We start from the raw sequence: 15,877 nt of genomic DNA, 5'->3' as shown, positions 1-15,877 counted from the left end.
CTAGAGGGGGAGTCGCCCCAATCCTAGCTTTTGGCTTCAGCCCTGGCCAGCCCCATTCCAGACAGCGATCTGCCTTTCTTGCGATCGGTAGCGCCTGCCCCCCCGGCCTACTTGGGCAGAGAGGACTGGGGTAAACCCACCTCGTCCTTGGTTTCCTTGCCGCTGGCGGACGCGGCGAACTCCGGCTTGGGCGGCGCTAGCTGCTGCTGGTAGTCAATCCCCAGCATGTCGCTGTAGAGCTTGATGTAGTCCACCGCCGACTTGTCCCAGCTAAAGTCCTGGGCCATGGCCCGCTGCTGCAGCTCGCGCCAGGCATCTTTGAACCGGTAGCCCTCCCAGGCACGAATCATGCAGGTAAACAGATCCAGCGGCTCGTAGCGATCGAAGGTGTAGCCGGTGCCCGCGTGGTGTTCGGGGTCGTGGTGCTGCACCGTGTCCACCAGGCCGCCCGTGTTCCGCACGATGGGAATGCAGCCGTAGCGCATGGCGATCATCTGGCTGATGCCGCAGGGCTCGAAGCGCGAGGGCATGAGGAACGCGTCCGCCCCGGCGTAGATGCGGCGGCCCAGCCCCTCGCTGTAGAGCAGGTAGGTGGCCATCCGGCCCCGGTAGCGGCTGGCCATCTGCCAGAGCTGGGTTTCGTAGTAGCGATCGCCCGTGCCCAGCAAAATAAACTGCGAGTCAGTGTAGGACAAAAACCGATCCAGAATCTGCAAAATCAGATCCAGCCCCTTCTGCTCCACCAGGCGACCCACCAGGCCCACCAAAAAGGCCTTCGAGTTCACCTCCAGCCCCAGCTCCTCCTGAATCGCCACCTTGTTGGCGCGGCGGTTCTCCAGGCTGTTGGCGGTAAAGGTTTTGCCGATGTAGCGATCGGTGGCCGGGTCGTAGGACTCGTCATCAATGCCGTTGAGAATGCCGCTGAGCTTGCCGCTGATAAACGACAGCAGCCCCTCCAGTTCCTCGCCGTAGTCGGCGGTCTTGATCTGCTGGGCGTAGGTGGGCGACACCGTGTTGACGCGATCGGCAAACTGCACCGCCGCCGCCATCGTGTTGTGGCCCTGCATGTACCAGGGGCACCAGGTCATCTGCTCCAGCTTCCAGCGCCACGGCCCCTGGTAGGCCAGGTTGTGAATGGTAAATACAGTACTGATGTCGGGGGACTGGTGCAGCCACACTGGAATCATGCCGGTATGCCAGTCGTGGCAGTGCACAATTTGCGGCTTCCAGTAGTTCCAGACAAACTCCGCTGCGCCGTTGGCAAAGAAGGTAAATCGCCAGTCTTCGTCGCTGCCGCCGTAGACCTTGCGGGGATCAAAGGCGGGGTGACCAAACAAGTACACCGGCACATCCGACTCGGGCAGGGTGGTTTCGTACACCGCAAAGTCGTTGAACATGGCGGTGCCCTGCCACACCGGCTCCTCGGGAATCTCCACCTTGTCAGGCAAAAAGCCGTAGTAGGGCATAAAAATGCGCACGTCGTGCCCCAGTTTGCGCAGCACCTTGGGTAGCGAACCTACCACATCGCCCATACCGCCAACCTTGGCCAGGGGCGCCGCCTCTGCCGCCACAAAAAGAATCTTCATATCGCCCGCTCTGCTGTTGGATCAATCGGCTGTCCTCAGTCTACGGGGGTGTGGACGTTCTGCCTAGATCTTCAAGCCGCTGAAGTAGACCCATAATGGAGTATGCGCTCAGCTCCACCCATGACGGCCCTCACCCTCGATCTCAGCCCGGTCATTCGCCTTACCCACGAGCAGTTTGAGCAGCTGGCTCTGGCCAATCGTGACCTGCGCCTAGAACTCACCGCCACCGGAGAACTGGTGCTTATGCCCCCCACAGGAGGAAACACAGGCCGCCGCAACAGCGACCTGACCTATCAAGTAGAGTCCTGGAATCGCCGTTACCAAATGGGAATTGTATTTGACTCTTCTACTATCTTTCGTCTGCCCAACGGGGCCGAACGCTCTCCCGATGTGGCCTGGGTCACCCTGGAGCGCTGGAATGCCCTCACCGCCGCCGAACAAGACTCATTTCCGCCCCTGTGCCCCGACTTTGTCATTGAGCTACGCTCGAAAACAGACCGCCTTCAGCCCCTGCAAGCTAAGCTGGCTGAATACCAGGCCAACGGCTGCCGCTTGGGCTGGCTGATCAATGTGCAAGACCGCCAGGTAGAGATTTATCGTCCCGATCGCAGTCCAGAGACTCTCCATGCACCCGTCACGCTCTTTGGGGAAGCGGTGCTGCCAGAGCTAACGGTTGCTACCGCAGGGCTCTGGTGAGCATGGCTTCTAGGGGCTGTCATCAATTAGCTGCTGAATCCATAAAAATCAAGGCTTGCAGCCCCTAGCCTGTCTATTGGGTCGGGCGTGGCAAGGCTTGATATCCGGGACGTTTAGCCACAATTGATGCCACGCCCTAGGGCATTAGAGGCGAACTAACGACGGCCCTTAACCCAGATACTTGCTCAGGGTCTCGTTGTATTCGTCGTACTTTTTGACGCCCACCAGGGTTTCGGCCACATCGCCCTGCTGAAAGAACATGACGGCGGGAATGCTGCGGATGCCGTACCGCTTGGCTACGCCCTGGTTGGCGTCGAGATCAAGCTTAAAGACCTTGACGCGATCGCCGTACTCGTCAGCCAGCTTGTCCATCAGCGGTGCGACGAGCTTGCAGGGGCCACACCAGGCGGCGGTGCAGTCCACCACAAACAACGACTCCGCATTCAGCAGTGCGTCAAACTCAGTTTCGTTTTCGATATAGGCGGCAGGCATACGTTAAGTCTCAATTAAACGTTCATTCTCCCACGCTGATGTCTCAGCGCCATCGCCGCAGCTAAAACACAAATCTTCACATGGCAGCCAATGTACGGTTGGCCGCAGATGAAGGCTTTAGCCAAGCTTTTGGCCGAATTTAAGCAGCCTGAACCAGGGGGGGCAGCTACTTCGCATCTCAACACACCATCTTCTTTTCAAACATGCTAGGCTGACGGCTAGAGATTTAGAGATTGGTTAGCAGTATTTGTTTTTAGTACTAACGCGTTTTTCCGTTTTTCCATTGACAGGCTTCTCTCCAAAATTTTGCTCTACAAGTCCTTTACTTTTTGGAGACCAACAATGTCAATTTACGTAGGCAACCTGTCCTATGACGCTACCAGTGACGATCTAACGGCTGTATTTGCCGAGTACGGATCGGTCAAACGGGTGCAGCTTCCCACCGATCGCGAAACCGGGCGGATGCGCGGGTTTGCCTTTGTCGAAATGGCCGCCGAGGCCGAAGAATCCGCCGCCATTGAAGCCCTAGACGGCGCTGAGTGGATGGGTCGCGACCTCAAGGTCAACAAGGCCAAGCCCCGTGAAAACCGCAGCGGCGGCGGCAGCTTTGGCGGCGGCGGTCGCAGAGGCGGCGGCGACAGCTTCTCCCGCGGCGGCTACTAAGCCTTAACCAGCTAACTAGCGCGAAAGGGGGTTCAGGCAGACTGTCTGAACCCCCTTTCGCGTGTCTATCAGGACAGGGCCAGTACGCCTTCACTATCGACCGGATGAGCCTGGCTGGGCAGTTGCAGCATGTCCGTCAGCAGGGCCGTGGGGGGCAGGCTATGGGGCCAGGCAAAGGCGTGGCGAAAGGCCGCTTCCTGGCAGGCCTGCAATTCCTCAAAACCAATCACATCGTGGGTGAGCAGGTTTTCGTACTCAAAGGGCAGGCGCACGTTGTGCAGTCCGGCGTTGTCGGTGCAGATGGCGATGTCCACCCCGGCTTCAAAGCAGCGATCGAACACAGTCTTGAGCTGGTGAATCTCTTCCAGGGTGCCGGTCTTGAGGTAGGTGGTGGGGCACACCTCCAGGCACTGGCCCTGGGCCGCCACCTCGGGCAGTAGCTCCGGGTGGCGCAGCGGAATTTGAATGCCGTGGCCGATGCGCATCAGGTAGGGCAGCAGTTTGGGGTGATCGCCCTCAATGGTCTCATACAGGTGCCCGGTGGTCTTCAGGCCCAGGTCCAGGGCGCGCTGGTAGAGCTGGGTAAACTCATCAATGCGATCGCCGTACTTGCCGTCCCCCCCGGCCACATCTACGGCGCACACGTACTGCGGGTACTGCCCCGCCAGCTCCACAATTGCCCGGTTGACCTCGTAGGGCAGTTTCGAGTGCATGCAGAGAATCTGCTTGGTGACGATGGGGTACTCCGGCTGCTCGCTGGCTCGGCCCACAATCTCCACGATCTGAGCCATGGCGTCGATGCGCTGGGCCTGGGGCAAGTGTTCAGGGGTGCGCAGGTAGGGGGTGTAGCGCAGCTCCAGGTAGGCCAGGTTTTCGAAGATGTAGGCCCCGCGAATCAGGCGATAGATAAAGTAGGGCAGCGCCTCATGGGTCTGGACGCTCTCCACCAGGGTGTGTAGCTCCAGGTATTCGGCCAGGGTGTTGCGGGGTCGGGTATAAAACTGCTCAAAGGCCGGGTAGTCGGCAAACTGACCGGAGAGATCGGGGCGGTTGCGCTCAAAGTAGCGCCACAGCACCCTTGGGACCACCGAACCGCCCAGGTGGCGGTGTAGTTCTGCGTATAGACTCATGGCATCCTCCCCTGTGTAGTGTCAATGTCGATCGGGCCAACCCAGCAACCAACCTAAGCAGGGGTTGCAAACTGCAAATCCAAAGGAAATCTAAAGAAATGTAAATAGATATTCAATCTGTTCTATCGCATATTTCACTGGATGGGTATAAGGTTAAGTACATTTAACTGGGTGGTCATCAGCCCTTTACCTGGGTTTGGGCCTCTTCACGCCCTCCCCCCAGAGCCTGCTACTGTGATCAAAAACTCTGGCAGTTGGTCACTATGTACACACTCATTGGCGGGGCTGGGTTAATTGGTCGCACCCTGGCCCAGCGCCTGGTCAAGCTTGGCCACACCGTTGCCATTATTGACATCGATCCAAACGCCTGTGCCTACGCCAGGGAACGCCTCGGCGTCATGGCCTTTGAGGGAAGTGCCGTCAGCACAGACATCCTGTATGAAGCTGGCATTCACAAGGCCAACATTGTCTGTGCGGCGCTGCGGTACGATGCGCTCAACCTGGCCATTGTTTCCCTGGCCAGACACTACCAGGTGCCCCACATCATTTCTCGCCTGCGCCACCGAGACTTCGAACATCCGCTGCGTCACGCAGGGGCCCATCAGATTATTAGCACCGTAGATCTGGCCGTCTCGACCATGGTAAACGCCGCCGAGTATCCCCAGGTTGAGTCGATTATGCATTTTGAGAAGGGCCAGATTGAGGTGCTCAAACTTTCCATTACTGACGATTGCAGCTTCGTCAATCACCGTCTGGCCGACATTGCCCGCGACCCACGCTTTCCGCCTAATTCGCTGATTATCGGCTATCAGGCCCACTCCCATGAAAATTTAGTCATTCCCAATGGCGACACCGTTCTAGAACCCAATGCTAAGGTTCTGGTTGTCACCAAGCCAGAAACATTACACACGCTGATTGACCTGCTCCAACCCTCCCAGGAAACTAGTCTTCTAGAGTGAGCAGTTGATTGTCAATTGCCTCGATGCGCGGAGACACAATTTCGGCTGAGATAATGCGTTTACGGACTGCATCATTGAGGGCGCTGCGCTCCACCATCAGCAGCTGGCGCTTAATGGCATTGAGCTTGACGGTTCTGCCGTAGCTGGGGCGCTGAGAACCGATGTGACGGCCATTGAGATGGCGCAGCTGAGTCTCAGCCTCAGCCACTTCAATCTGGTAATCGGCCCGCATTTCTTCATACATTGATTTAGATAAAACCCCACCGTCGCGGAGCTTTACCAGCTCTGCCTGGGCAGCCTTGGCCGCAATGAGCTGAGACTGAGCCGCCTCAATTTTTTGCCGAGTTTTTGAAACCGGAGCGACATTCAAGCACTTCACCAGCCAGGGCAGACTCAAACCCTGCACGACCAGAGAAACTAGCACAGCCCCATAGACCAGCGTGATGATATCCGTACGTCCTGGTATTGTAGCGGGCAAGCTGAGCACCATCACCATGGACAATGACCCTTTGATATTGCCCAAGAAGAACACATGTTGCCAGCGCAGAGGAATAGGGATATCGACGCGATTTGTCAGCCAGAGGAGAGGATAAACCGACAGGAGACGACCCAGCTGATAGGCGAAAATCGCCAAGGCAATGGCTGGAATAATTCCCCACAGCTGTAGCAGATCCACCTCAAGCCCAATCAGCAAGAAAATAAACGTGTTGACGCAAAAGTCAGCGTATTCCCAAAAGTTGAGCAGCGTGATTTTGCTCGAGGCCGATAAGCTTTGAGATAAGCCGCGATTGCCGACGGTGAGCCCGGCCACTACCACCACTACCACCCCCGAAACCTGTAGAGCTTGCCCTGCTTGGAAGGAGCCAAAGGCAACGGCTACGGTCAACAAGATGCCGCTGAGGGGGTCATCGGATAGCGCTACAAAGAGGGCCGTACACAGATAGCCAATGGCCAACCCCAGCAGGCTGCCTCCCACAATGACTACAAACAGCTGTTGTAGGCCCCCCAAGACCGTCAGATGGCCAGTTGTGTGAGCTTGAAGAATGAGACCAAAGAGAACGAGAGAGACGCCGTCGTTGAAGAGGCTTTCACCTTCCACAATGGTGGACAGGCGATCGGGCACCCTCACTTCTTTAAACACAGCAATCACAGAAATTGTGTCTGTGTTAGCCAGGATCGTACCCACCAGCAGGGCTGGAATCCAGTCCAGGTTGAGCGCCAATCGTAGCACCAGGGCAGTAACGCCCGAAGCAATTACCAGCCCGGGGCCAGCTAACAGACTGATCGGCTTGACCGTTGTGCGCAGACGGCTGATGTCGGTGTTGATAGCGGCCTGAAACACCAGGATGGGCAGCAACAGATTGAGAATCAGATCGGAGTCAAGGCGCACTGGCTGGGGCAGCAGTTCTGTGACCGCAAGCCCGGCCAGCACCAGGCCGGTGACGTAGGGCACGCGATAGCGACGGGAGATCAGGGCGACTCCCGTCGCCACGAGCAGAAGAATGGTCAGGATACTGGCGATCTCGGCGACATTGATGTCAAGCAGACTTGCCTGGGGTCCTGAGGTCAGTGGGGTAGATGGGGCTAGATCAGCGAATAGGTGCAAGGGCCAAGCGCTAGGGTGTTTCATAGGAGGGGATAGTCAGCGCATCAGAAAATATCTTGCCGGAGGTTAATATCTTGCCGGAGGTTGGCTGGCGGTCACCAGCCAACCTCGCGGGGATGTTTCATCAACTGAGCAACGTTGCTGCGGCAAGTTGACACAATGACATTCTCTTAGTGATAATGGGAATTTGTGTGAACTTTAGGGCGTGAATTCCCTTGGCAAACGTTGTAGTGATTGGGGCCCAGTGGGGCGACGAAGGTAAGGGCAAAATTACCGATTTGCTGAGTCGCTCGGCAGATGTGGTGGTGCGCTACCAGGGTGGGGTCAACGCGGGGCATACCGTAGTGGTGAAGGACCAGACCTTCAAGCTGCACCTGATTCCCTCGGGTATTCTCTACCCCGAAACCGAGTGCGTCATTGGCAGCGGCACCGTGATCGACCCCAAGGCACTGATTGGCGAACTCGACAAGCTCGACGAGCTAGGGATTTCCTCTAAAAATCTGTTTATCTCCAATGCGGCCCACGTCACCATGCCCTACCACCGTCTGATCGATCAGGCCGCCGAGGAGCGCCGGGGCAACCACAAGATCGGCACCACCAAGCGCGGCATTGGCCCCACTTACGCCGACAAGTCAGAGCGTATAGGCATTCGCGTCATTGACCTGATGGACCATGTTCGCCTGCGTAAGCAGCTGGAGTGGACTGTTCAGTACAAAAACGGCATTCTCGAAAAGCTCTACGATCTGCCCCCCCTCGACCCGGCGGCGGTGATCGACGAATATACTCACTACGCCGAGCGGCTGCGCCCCCACATCATCGACAGCTCCCTGCACGTGTACCGGGCCATTCGCCAGCGCAAAAACGTGCTGTTTGAGGGGGCCCAGGGTACGCTGCTCGACCTCGACCACGGCACCTATCCCTACGTCACCTCCTCTAACCCGGTGGCGGGGGGGGCCTGCATTGGCACCGGCATTGGCCCCACGGTGATCGATCGCGTCATCGGCGTGGCCAAGGCCTACACCACGCGGGTAGGCGAAGGCCCCTTCCCCACGGAACTCACCTGTGGGGTGGGTGAACTGCTGTGCGATCGCGGTGCTGAGTTTGGCACCACCACCGGTCGCCGCCGCCGCTGCGGCTGGTTCGACGCCGTGATTGGTCGCTATGCAGTTCGCATCAACGGCCTCGACTGCCTGGCCATCACCAAGCTCGATGTGCTGGACGATGTGGACGAAATCGAGGTGTGCGTGGCCTACGAGCTAGACGGGGAGCGCTGCGAGGAGCTGCCGGCCAGTGCCGACGCCTTTAGCCGCTGCAAGCCGATCTACAAGACCATGCCCGGCTGGAAGCAGTCCACCGACCACTGCCGATCGCTCAGTGACCTGCCCAAGGCCGCCTTGGACTACCTCAAGTTTCTGGCGGAGCTCATGGAGGTACCGATCGCGATCGTGTCGCTGGGGGCCAGCCGCGACCAGACCATCATCGTAGAGGACCCCATCCACGGGCCGAAGCGGGCGCTGCTCTACGAGAATGGAGAGCCTCAGGTGGCCTAGGGCTGAGGCGTCGTCAAGTTTGTCTTTTTGAATGAGTTATCAACGGGGGGATTTTCCATGGAACTGACTATTGAATGTAAATCGCGCGATCCGAAGGCCAAGCCCAACGCGCTGCGCCGCCAGGGACTGCTGCCCGCAGTGCTGTACGGTCACGATGGCACCGAGTCTGTGTCGCTGACCGTCGATCAGCATGCGGCGGAAATGCTGCTGCGCAAGGCTGCTGTCAACAACACTATGATCGATCTGCAAATTCCCGACCTGTCGTGGAATGGCAAAGCGCTGCTGCGGGAAGTGCAGGCGCACCCCTGGAAAAACGCGCTTTACCACCTCAGCTTCTTTGCCGTTAAGGCCCAGGACGAGGTCGAAGTCGTTGTGCCGATCCACTTTGTGGGTGAAGCCAAGGGTGTAACCGATGAGGGGGGCGTGCTCAACTCCGAAATCACCGAACTCACCGTCAAGTGCAAGGCGATCAACATTCCCGAAAGCATTGACATTGACATCACCAACCTGGCCGTCGGGGATACGCTCAGCATCACCGATCTGACCCTGCCCGCTGGGGCTGTGGTGGTTGGCGAAGTCGACCAGGCGATCGCCACCGTGCTGCCGGGCCGCATGGCTGAACCCACCAGCGAAACCGAAGTGGCCCTGGATGAGCCCCTGGCCCCCGTGGCCGAAGAGGCACCAGCAGCCGAGTAGGCAGGGCTAGTTTGGGCCGTCGCCTGGGTCGGCCATCGACGCAGGCCTGCTGGGGGCTGGGAACGCGATTCCTGGCCCCTTTATCGTATGTTTCAACCGTTTTGAAGGTACCTATGACCGATGCCGCCCTGCCTGAGTTGATTCAGCAGATGTGTCAGCCGGGGTTTTACCCCCATCCGGTCGCTGAACCGATTCGGCTGCTGCAAACCCACGTCTCCTACGTGCTGCTGACCGGCGACTACGCCTACAAGTTAAAGAAGCCGGTGAACTTCGGTTTTTTGGACTATTCCACCCGGTCGAAGCGCCGCCACTTCTGCCACGAAGAGCTGCGCCTGAACCAGCGGGGGGCCAGGGATTTGTACCTTGAGGTGGTTGGAATTGGCCAAACGGGGGACAGCTATGGTCTCATCGCCGGGGAGCCGACCGGGGAACCAGTGGAGTACGCCGTCAAAATGGTGCAGTTTCCCCAGACGGCCCTGCTCAGCGGCCTGTACGAGCGGGGCGATTTGGGGGAAGCGCTGATTCGAGAGCTGGCGGAGACCGTGGCCGCCTTTCACCTCGGGGCCGAAACTGACGACGAGATTCGCAGCTACGGCACCGTCGAGCAAATTCGCCAGGCCTTTGACGAAAACTACGAGCAGACCCTGGGCTATATCGGCGGCCCCCAGACCCAGGCCCAGTTTGACGAGACCAGGGCCTACAGCGATCGCATCTTTGCTACCCAGGGGGATCTGTTCCAGCAGCGCATCGACCAGGGCTGGATTCGCGCCTGCCACGGCGACCTGCACCTGAACAACATCTGCCACTGGCGGAACCAGCTCTACCTGTTTGACTGCATTGAGTTCAACAAACCCTTTCGGTTTGTGGATGTGATGTACGACGTGGGCTTTGTAGTGATGGATTTGCTGTCTAAGGACTGCGGCGAGTTGGCCAACGCCTTTCTCAACACCTATGTGGAGCGCACCGGGGACTGGGAAGGGCTGCGGCTGCTGCCCCTGTACATCAGCCGCCAGGCCTACGTGCGGGCCAAGGTGACCTCCTTTCTGCTGGGCGATCCTGGGGTGGACGAAGCGACCAAGCAGCGGGCCGCTGAGACAGCGGCGGGCTACTACCGCCTGGCCTGGTCGGTGTGCCAGCCCCAGCAGGGCCGGGTCTACATGATGGCGGGGCTGTCAGGGTCGGGGAAGTCCACCACGGCGCGACAGTTGGCCAGCCAGATCCAGGCCATTCACCTGCGCAGCGATGCGGTGCGGAAGCACCTGGCCGGGGTGCCGCTGGATCAGCGCGGGGACGACAGCCTGTATACCCCAGCCATGACTGAAAAAACCTACGATCGCCTGCTCAGCCTGGGCATAGCCCTGGCCCAGGCCGGGTATGCGGTAATTCTGGACGCCAAGTACGACCGCGCCAGCCGGCGGCAGCAGGCGATCGCGCCGATCCAGGCGGCGGGCCTACCCCTGAGTATTCTGCACTGCACTGCGCCAATGGCGGTGCTGGAGCAGCGGGTGCGCGATCGCAGCGGCGACATTGCCGATGCCACCGTGGCCGTACTGCAGCAGCAGCACATGGAGCCCTTTAGCGAGGCCGAACAGGGACTGGTAACCGCGATCGACACCACCCAGGATCTGCCACCGCAGATAGCCGCTATAGTAGGGGCATAGACGGGCAGAGGCCTTTTGTCCGCCTGTTTGGCGCTCCTGAGAGGACGGAACGGTGGCCGACAAAATTATTCCAACCGCCTTTAAGATCTGGCTGGCGTTTCTGTTCCTGTTTTTGCTGCTGGGCTACGAGGTGGTGCCCAGTATTTTGCTAGGGGCGGTGGCCGGGTTTGCGGGGGGCACCATTCACGCCTGGTGGATTACCCCTGGGGGCGAGCCGACCACCGCCCTGGAGCTGCCCGCCTCCCTACGGCAGCTCAACCCTAAGCGCCTGCCCCTGGGCAATTTTTTCGGGCGTAGCCGCAGCCCGCGAGTCCCCCGAGCCCGACGATAGCGGCTGGGGAATGGTAGCGGGGCATACTGAGCGGTAGCAGTTTTTACCGCCCAGCATGGCAGAACGAGCGTATTGGCTGGCCTGGGCTCAGGCCAAGGGCCTGGGCCCAATTTTATTGAAGCGTCTGTGCAGCCATTTTGGCACCCTGGCCACGGCCTGGCAGGCCAGCGGATCCGAGCTGCTGGAGGTGGAGGGCATTGGCCTGGGGTTAGGCTCCAGCCTGCTGGAGTATCGGCAGCGGGTTTCGCCCCCGGAGCTGCTGGCCCGCTACGAGCAGCAGCACCCCAACTTTTGGACGCCGGCCGATGCCGACTACCCGGCCCTGCTCTACGAAATTGACGACCCGCCCCCGGTTATTTTCTACCGGGGGCGGCTGGAGCTGACCAGCGCCCTGCAAATGATGCCCTCGGTGGGCGTCGTGGGCACCCGCAATCCGTCGGACTACGGCAAGCGGTGGACCCGTCGCCTGACCCGGCAGCTGGTGGGCCACAGCGTGGTTGTGGTATCGGGGTTGGCCAAGGGCGTCGATCGCTACGCCCACCAGCAAACCCTCGACGACAACGGGCTCACCATTGCGGTGCTGGGCACCGGGGTGGATCAGATCTACCCCTCAGTTAACCGCGACCTGTACGATCGCATTGCCCGCCAGGGGCTGCTGCTCAGCGAGTACCCCAACGGCACCCCGCCTGAGCGGGCCCACTTTCCCCGCCGCAACCGCATCATTGCCGGGCTCAGCCGGGCGGTGGTGGTGACCGAAGCCCCGTCCCGTTCCGGAGCGCTAATCACCGCTCAGCTGGCCAACGACTACGGCCGCGACGTGTACGCGGTGCCCGGTTCCCTCGACAACCCGAACAGCCACGGCTGTCTGGAGTTGATTAACCAGGGGGCCCAAATGATTTTGAGCGACATGACACTGGTGACGGCCCTGGGTCAACTGCCCCAGCTGCGCCCAGCCAAGACCGACGAGACAGAGGCCGACGGCAGGGGCGATCGCCCCGCCAACAGCGCCACCCCGCCGCCGCTGTCGCCCGCTATGGCCCAGGTGCTGGCGGCTATTAACGACGAACCCACCACCCTCGATCAGCTCGTACAGGCGATCGCTCAACCCACCAGCGAGGTACTGGCGACTCTGGTGCAACTAGAGTTAATGGGCCTAGTCACGCAGCTGCCGGGGATGCGCTACCAGCGCTGTTAGAAGCTGTCATCAAGATGCCACACGGGCTGGTCGCAGCGCTGCTGCAGGAACTCAAACCGCAGGTCGGCCAGCTTGATCAAGTCGCCGTCTTGCAGGTAGTGGCGCTGGGCCGGAGCCAGGCGGCGTCCGTTGACCCAGGTGCCGCCGTCGGTGCCCAGGTCGGTGATAAAAAAGCCCTTTTGGGGGTCAAAGTTAAGAGCCGCGTGGCAGTCGGCCAGCCCGGCCTGGGGCAGGGCCACGGTGCAGCGACCGCTCTGCCCCAGCAGCCAGCGGGTGCCGCAGAGGGTGACCTGAATAGCGCGATCGGTATTGATGTTGGTGCTGAGAAACGCCCGCCCGTCGGTGACGATGCCCTGCACGTACCAGTCAGTGCGGTAGCAGTGGTTTTGGGCAGTCAGAATCGGATCGATGACATCGGCCACCTGTTCCAGGTCGTAGCTCAGATTGCGAAAGAGGGTGTCTAAAAGCCAGGGGGGAGAATCGACCGGCTGGCGGCTGGTGCCCCTGGGGAGAAACGGACTGGAAGACTGCTGTCCGGCATTAGCTGAAAAAAACTGTGAAGAAACCATAGCGAACCGTCGATTTACCACTATTGCGTCTCTAGAACGGGTCACCCGCTGCCGCAGTAGCCTGAGCCCTGACTCGGGGTGGTGGTGGCGGTGTACCCAGTCTATGCACCCATGCTCTGGGCTTTCAGCCCGGGGCATTTAGAAACTCCTGAGAGGATATGTCAATGACACGCGACGATTTTGCTCCAGCGCCCGGCCCAGGTGGGCTTGGCTGCTGCCATTAAACTGGGTTTGTGCAGGTTGCACAATCCTGGAGCTGGGGTTACTTATAAAAGCTTTATGATTGATCCGCAATTCTACGGATGGACTTTAATTGACGGCTAGAGGTAAGTACCTAGTGCTATGTCAAACCGAAGTTTGTAGTTTGGGTGGCGTTAGCCCTCTAAATCCCCCAACTTTTGCGGGACTTTGACTTTCCGGCCCCCCAAAAATTGGGGGTTAGGGGGGCCTTTGGGGGCAACTTTTCCAAGCGTATTTTGCAGATTGTTGATTTCGCCAATAGCATCCGCTAGCGCTTCACCCACCCTACGGGAGCCCTAATTTCTAGCTTTGACGCTGCACTAGCAAGTTAGTGCTGATGGGTTCAGCGGTTCAGGGGCTGCAGGGTGAGGGGCGAGGATGACACGCCCTGGAGTGGATTAAGGCTGGAGTGGATTGAGGCTGGAGTGGATCGAAGGTGAATTGAAGGTTGAAGGGTTTTTGAGTCTCTGCTATATCATCAGGATATTCTCGCCTCTGGCATGACCCCGTGGCCAACCTCTCCAACCGCGCCCAGCCACCCCTGGACTTTATCCCTCCGACCTTCGATACGCGAGTGCTGTCCCTGGTCCGCCTGGGGTTGCCCCACTGGATGCGGTGGCGCGAGCAGATTCGCCAGGTGGATGTCGTAAATGTCGATGGGTTGGTACACCTGCTGCGGGCTTTCAACGCCCAGGAAACCCGGTTTTTGCTGGCGTTTCGGCATCCCAGTCCGCTGGACTCCTATTGTTTAGCCCATCTGATGTGGTACGCGGTGCCCCAGCGGGCCCGGGAACTCGGCATCAAACTCAAGCACCCGGTTCACAGCCACTTCATCTACGATCGCGGCATTCCCCTCTGGGCTGGGGACTGGGTGGGGTGGATCTACAGTCGCCTGGGGGGGACGCCGATTCAGCGGGGCAAGCTCGATCGCCAGGGGCTCAGGTCGGCCCGTCACCTGTTTGCCAACGGATCTCTGCCCCTTGCCGCCGCCCCCGAGGGGGGTAACAACGGACACACCGAGATTGTCAGCCCCCTGGAGCCCGGGGTGGCCCAGATGGGGTTTTGGTGCGTAGAAGATATGCAGAGCCAGGGCCGCAGTGAGCAGGTTGCGATCGCCCCCCTGGGCATTGCCTACCGCTACATCACGCCGCCCTGGGCCGAACTCGATCGCTGGCTCGATCGCCTGGAGGTCGAAAACGGCCTGGCTCCGGCTCCGGTGGCCTACGCGGCGGGCGATACGGCCCAGACCGCCATGGAACACCGCTACCGGCGGCTGTACGGCCTGGGGGAGCACCTGCTCAGCCTGATGGAAACCTACTACAACCGGATCTACGGCACGGCGCTGCCCCAGACCAGCCCCGCTGGGCAGTCGGAGCCCCACGGGCCCGGCGACGCTGGCACGGATGACTTCGCCAAGCGCCTCGCCGCCCTGATGGATGCCGCCCTCAAAGTGGCCGAAACCTACTTCAAGCTGCCGCCTAAGGGGGGCGTGATCGATCGCTGTCGCCGGATTGAGCAGGCCGGCTGGGAGCGCATCTTTCGCCAGGACCTGGGCGGCGATCGGCCCCTGTCAGCGGTGGAGCGGGGGCTGGCCGATCGCGAGGCCGAGGAGGCGAATCTGCGCATGTGGCACATGCGCCTGGTGGAGAGCTTTGTCGCCGTCACCGGGCAGTACGTGCGCCAGTGCCCCTCCGCCGAGCGCTTTGCCGAAACGGTGATGATTCTGCGGGATACGGTCTGTCTAGTGCAGGGCCAGAACCCTTTCCCCCGGCCCAAGCTGGGGCCACAGCAGGCGGTGCTGACGGTGGGCGAGCCGATCTCGGTCAGCGATCGCCTCGCCGACTACAAGGCCAACCGCAAGCAGGCGGTCGCCCAGCTCACCGCCGACCTCCAGGTGGCCCTGGAGGGGATGATTCCGCCTAGCTCCCCACCGGAGTAACCTCCGGCAGCAGGGCCAGAATGGCCTCCACCTGGGCCTGGTAGTCGGCCTCGGATATTGCCGGGGTCCGGGTGGAGGCCTCAACCTCCTGGCCCAGCTCTACCCAGGAGCGGCAACCGCTATAGCCCTTGTGGCGCGGCAGCAGCAGCGGATGCTGAAAACGGTAGGCCCGCAGCAGCAGGGCGTACAGGGGGCGATCGGGCTGCCAGGTCAGCCGCTCGGCCACAAACTGCTGGTTCCACACCAGGTGGGGCAGCAGCGGGGCAACCTCGGCCTCGGCGGTGAGGGGCAGGGCGTGGGTGATGGTGGCCCAGCCCTCAAACCGCACCGGATCGTCACCGGGCACCGCCTGCACCAGGGGGCGAAACTCGTCCTTCAGCAGGGCTTCCTTTTGGTGCTCCCCCGTAGGCAGCAGCAGCACCTGCCGGGCCGCCAGGGAAAACTGGCCTCGGGCCTCGCGAATGCCGCCCTTGCGCAGCAGCAGCATGGTTTTGCCCTGTAGCAGGGCGGTAACGGCGACCTGCCATTCCTTTAAAACCCATGACACCATGGCCTGTGCTCTCC

General features: G+C 60.3%; 15 protein-coding genes. 9 read left to right on the top strand and 6 right to left on the bottom strand.

Annotated features, from left to right (window positions below; genetic code table 11):
* Positions 1-107 precede the first annotated feature (107 nt).
* Positions 108-1,586, bottom strand: a complete 1,479-nt coding sequence (gene glgA / locus NF78_RS18500; protein WP_052050730.1) for a glycogen synthase GlgA — start codon at positions 1,584-1,586, stop codon at positions 108-110.
* Between the two features lie 102 nt (positions 1,587-1,688).
* On the opposite strand from glgA, the gene NF78_RS18495 reads away from it, so the two are divergent.
* The gene (locus NF78_RS18495; RefSeq protein WP_318655487.1) at positions 1,689-2,282 is read left to right on the top strand and encodes a Uma2 family endonuclease; all 594 of its coding nucleotides are present in this window, start codon (positions 1,689-1,691) and stop codon (positions 2,280-2,282) included.
* A 168-nt stretch (positions 2,283-2,450) separates the two neighbouring features.
* Here the strand turns inward: NF78_RS18495 and trxA are convergent, their stop codons facing one another.
* Positions 2,451-2,774 carry a thioredoxin gene (gene trxA / locus NF78_RS18490; protein WP_035990692.1) on the bottom strand — a complete coding sequence of 108 codons (324 nt, stop codon included), beginning with the start codon at positions 2,772-2,774 and terminating at the stop codon, positions 2,451-2,453.
* A 342-nt stretch (positions 2,775-3,116) separates the two neighbouring features.
* On the opposite strand from trxA, the gene NF78_RS18485 reads away from it, so the two are divergent.
* The gene (locus tag NF78_RS18485) at positions 3,117-3,437 is read left to right on the top strand and encodes an RNA recognition motif domain-containing protein (protein WP_035990690.1); all 321 of its coding nucleotides are present in this window, start codon (positions 3,117-3,119) and stop codon (positions 3,435-3,437) included.
* Between the two features lie 68 nt (positions 3,438-3,505).
* On the opposite strand, the gene NF78_RS18480 is transcribed toward NF78_RS18485, so the two are convergent.
* Positions 3,506-4,567 carry an adenosine deaminase gene (locus NF78_RS18480; RefSeq protein ID WP_052050729.1) on the bottom strand — a complete coding sequence of 354 codons (1,062 nt, stop codon included), beginning with the start codon at positions 4,565-4,567 and terminating at the stop codon, positions 3,506-3,508.
* Positions 4,568-4,830: 263 nt separating this feature from the next.
* Between NF78_RS18480 and NF78_RS18475 the strand changes: the two genes are divergently transcribed.
* Complete coding sequence (locus NF78_RS18475; RefSeq protein ID WP_035990688.1) at positions 4,831-5,526, top strand: potassium channel family protein; 696 nt, start codon at positions 4,831-4,833, stop codon at positions 5,524-5,526.
* On the opposite strand, the gene NF78_RS18470 is transcribed toward NF78_RS18475, so the two are convergent.
* Positions 5,510-7,132, bottom strand: coding sequence for a cation:proton antiporter (locus NF78_RS18470; protein WP_263970654.1), 1,623 nt, complete (start codon positions 7,130-7,132; stop codon positions 5,510-5,512). The genes NF78_RS18475 and NF78_RS18470 overlap by 17 nt on opposite strands.
* Before the next feature lie 215 nt (positions 7,133-7,347).
* On the opposite strand from NF78_RS18470, the gene NF78_RS18465 reads away from it, so the two are divergent.
* The 5 genes from NF78_RS18465 to dprA all read left to right on the top strand — a co-directional run bounded on the left by NF78_RS18465 (position 7,348) and on the right by dprA (position 12,565).
* Positions 7,348-8,682: an adenylosuccinate synthase gene (locus tag NF78_RS18465; protein WP_035990686.1), complete on the top strand. Its 1,335-nt coding sequence runs from the start codon at positions 7,348-7,350 to the stop codon at positions 8,680-8,682.
* A 57-nt stretch (positions 8,683-8,739) separates the two neighbouring features.
* Positions 8,740-9,378, top strand: a complete 639-nt coding sequence (locus NF78_RS18460) for a 50S ribosomal protein L25/general stress protein Ctc (RefSeq protein ID WP_052050728.1) — start codon at positions 8,740-8,742, stop codon at positions 9,376-9,378.
* Positions 9,379-9,491: 113 nt separating this feature from the next.
* Positions 9,492-11,039, top strand: a complete 1,548-nt coding sequence (locus NF78_RS18455) for an AAA family ATPase (protein WP_035990685.1) — start codon at positions 9,492-9,494, stop codon at positions 11,037-11,039.
* Between the two features lie 52 nt (positions 11,040-11,091).
* Complete coding sequence (locus NF78_RS18450) at positions 11,092-11,370, top strand: hypothetical protein (RefSeq protein ID WP_035990683.1); 279 nt, start codon at positions 11,092-11,094, stop codon at positions 11,368-11,370.
* A gap of 55 nt (positions 11,371-11,425) precedes the next feature.
* Entirely contained in the window at positions 11,426-12,565 is a 1,140-nt protein-coding gene (gene dprA, locus NF78_RS18445; protein ID WP_035990681.1) for a DNA-processing protein DprA, read from the top strand.
* Here the strand turns inward: dprA and NF78_RS18440 are convergent.
* Positions 12,562-13,134 (bottom strand): FHA domain-containing protein, encoded by a 573-nt coding sequence (locus tag NF78_RS18440; protein WP_035990679.1) that lies wholly within the window; start codon positions 13,132-13,134, stop codon positions 12,562-12,564. The genes dprA and NF78_RS18440 overlap by 4 nt on opposite strands.
* A gap of 748 nt (positions 13,135-13,882) precedes the next feature.
* Between NF78_RS18440 and NF78_RS18435 the strand changes: the two genes are divergently transcribed.
* The gene (locus NF78_RS18435; protein ID WP_035990677.1) at positions 13,883-15,313 is read left to right on the top strand and encodes a 1-acyl-sn-glycerol-3-phosphate acyltransferase; all 1,431 of its coding nucleotides are present in this window, start codon (positions 13,883-13,885) and stop codon (positions 15,311-15,313) included.
* On the opposite strand, the gene NF78_RS18430 is transcribed toward NF78_RS18435, so the two are convergent.
* Positions 15,294-15,863: a DUF1802 family protein gene (locus NF78_RS18430; RefSeq protein ID WP_035990675.1), complete on the bottom strand. Its 570-nt coding sequence runs from the start codon at positions 15,861-15,863 to the stop codon at positions 15,294-15,296. The genes NF78_RS18435 and NF78_RS18430 overlap by 20 nt on opposite strands.
* Between the last annotated feature and the right edge of the window lie 14 nt (positions 15,864-15,877).

Origin of the sequence: Leptolyngbya sp. KIOST-1, from assembly GCF_000763385.1 — a bacterium.
Lineage (GTDB): Bacteria > Cyanobacteriota > Cyanobacteriia > Phormidesmidales > Phormidesmidaceae > Nodosilinea.
The sequence above is the reverse complement of the archived record's forward strand: the minus strand, read 5'-3'. Positions and strand labels throughout refer to the sequence as shown.

Excerpts from the sequence above, each read along its gene's own strand:
- glgA (WP_052050730.1), bottom strand. The coding sequence starts at position 1,586 with ATGAAGATTCTTTTTGTGGCGGCAGAGGCGGCGCCCCTGGCCAAGGTT.
- NF78_RS18495 (WP_318655487.1), top strand. The coding sequence starts at position 1,689 with ATGCGCTCAGCTCCACCCATGACGGCCCTCACCCTCGATCTCAGCCCG.
- trxA (WP_035990692.1), bottom strand. The coding sequence starts at position 2,774 with ATGCCTGCCGCCTATATCGAAAACGAAACTGAGTTTGACGCACTGCTG.
- NF78_RS18485 (WP_035990690.1), top strand. The coding sequence starts at position 3,117 with ATGTCAATTTACGTAGGCAACCTGTCCTATGACGCTACCAGTGACGAT.
- NF78_RS18480 (WP_052050729.1), bottom strand. The coding sequence starts at position 4,567 with ATGAGTCTATACGCAGAACTACACCGCCACCTGGGCGGTTCGGTGGTC.
- NF78_RS18475 (WP_035990688.1), top strand. The coding sequence starts at position 4,831 with ATGTACACACTCATTGGCGGGGCTGGGTTAATTGGTCGCACCCTGGCC.
- NF78_RS18460 (WP_052050728.1), top strand. The coding sequence starts at position 8,740 with ATGGAACTGACTATTGAATGTAAATCGCGCGATCCGAAGGCCAAGCCC.
- NF78_RS18455 (WP_035990685.1), top strand. The coding sequence starts at position 9,492 with ATGACCGATGCCGCCCTGCCTGAGTTGATTCAGCAGATGTGTCAGCCG.
- dprA (WP_035990681.1), top strand. The coding sequence starts at position 11,426 with ATGGCAGAACGAGCGTATTGGCTGGCCTGGGCTCAGGCCAAGGGCCTG.
- NF78_RS18440 (WP_035990679.1), bottom strand. The coding sequence starts at position 13,134 with ATGGTTTCTTCACAGTTTTTTTCAGCTAATGCCGGACAGCAGTCTTCC.
- NF78_RS18430 (WP_035990675.1), bottom strand. The coding sequence starts at position 15,863 with ATGGTGTCATGGGTTTTAAAGGAATGGCAGGTCGCCGTTACCGCCCTG.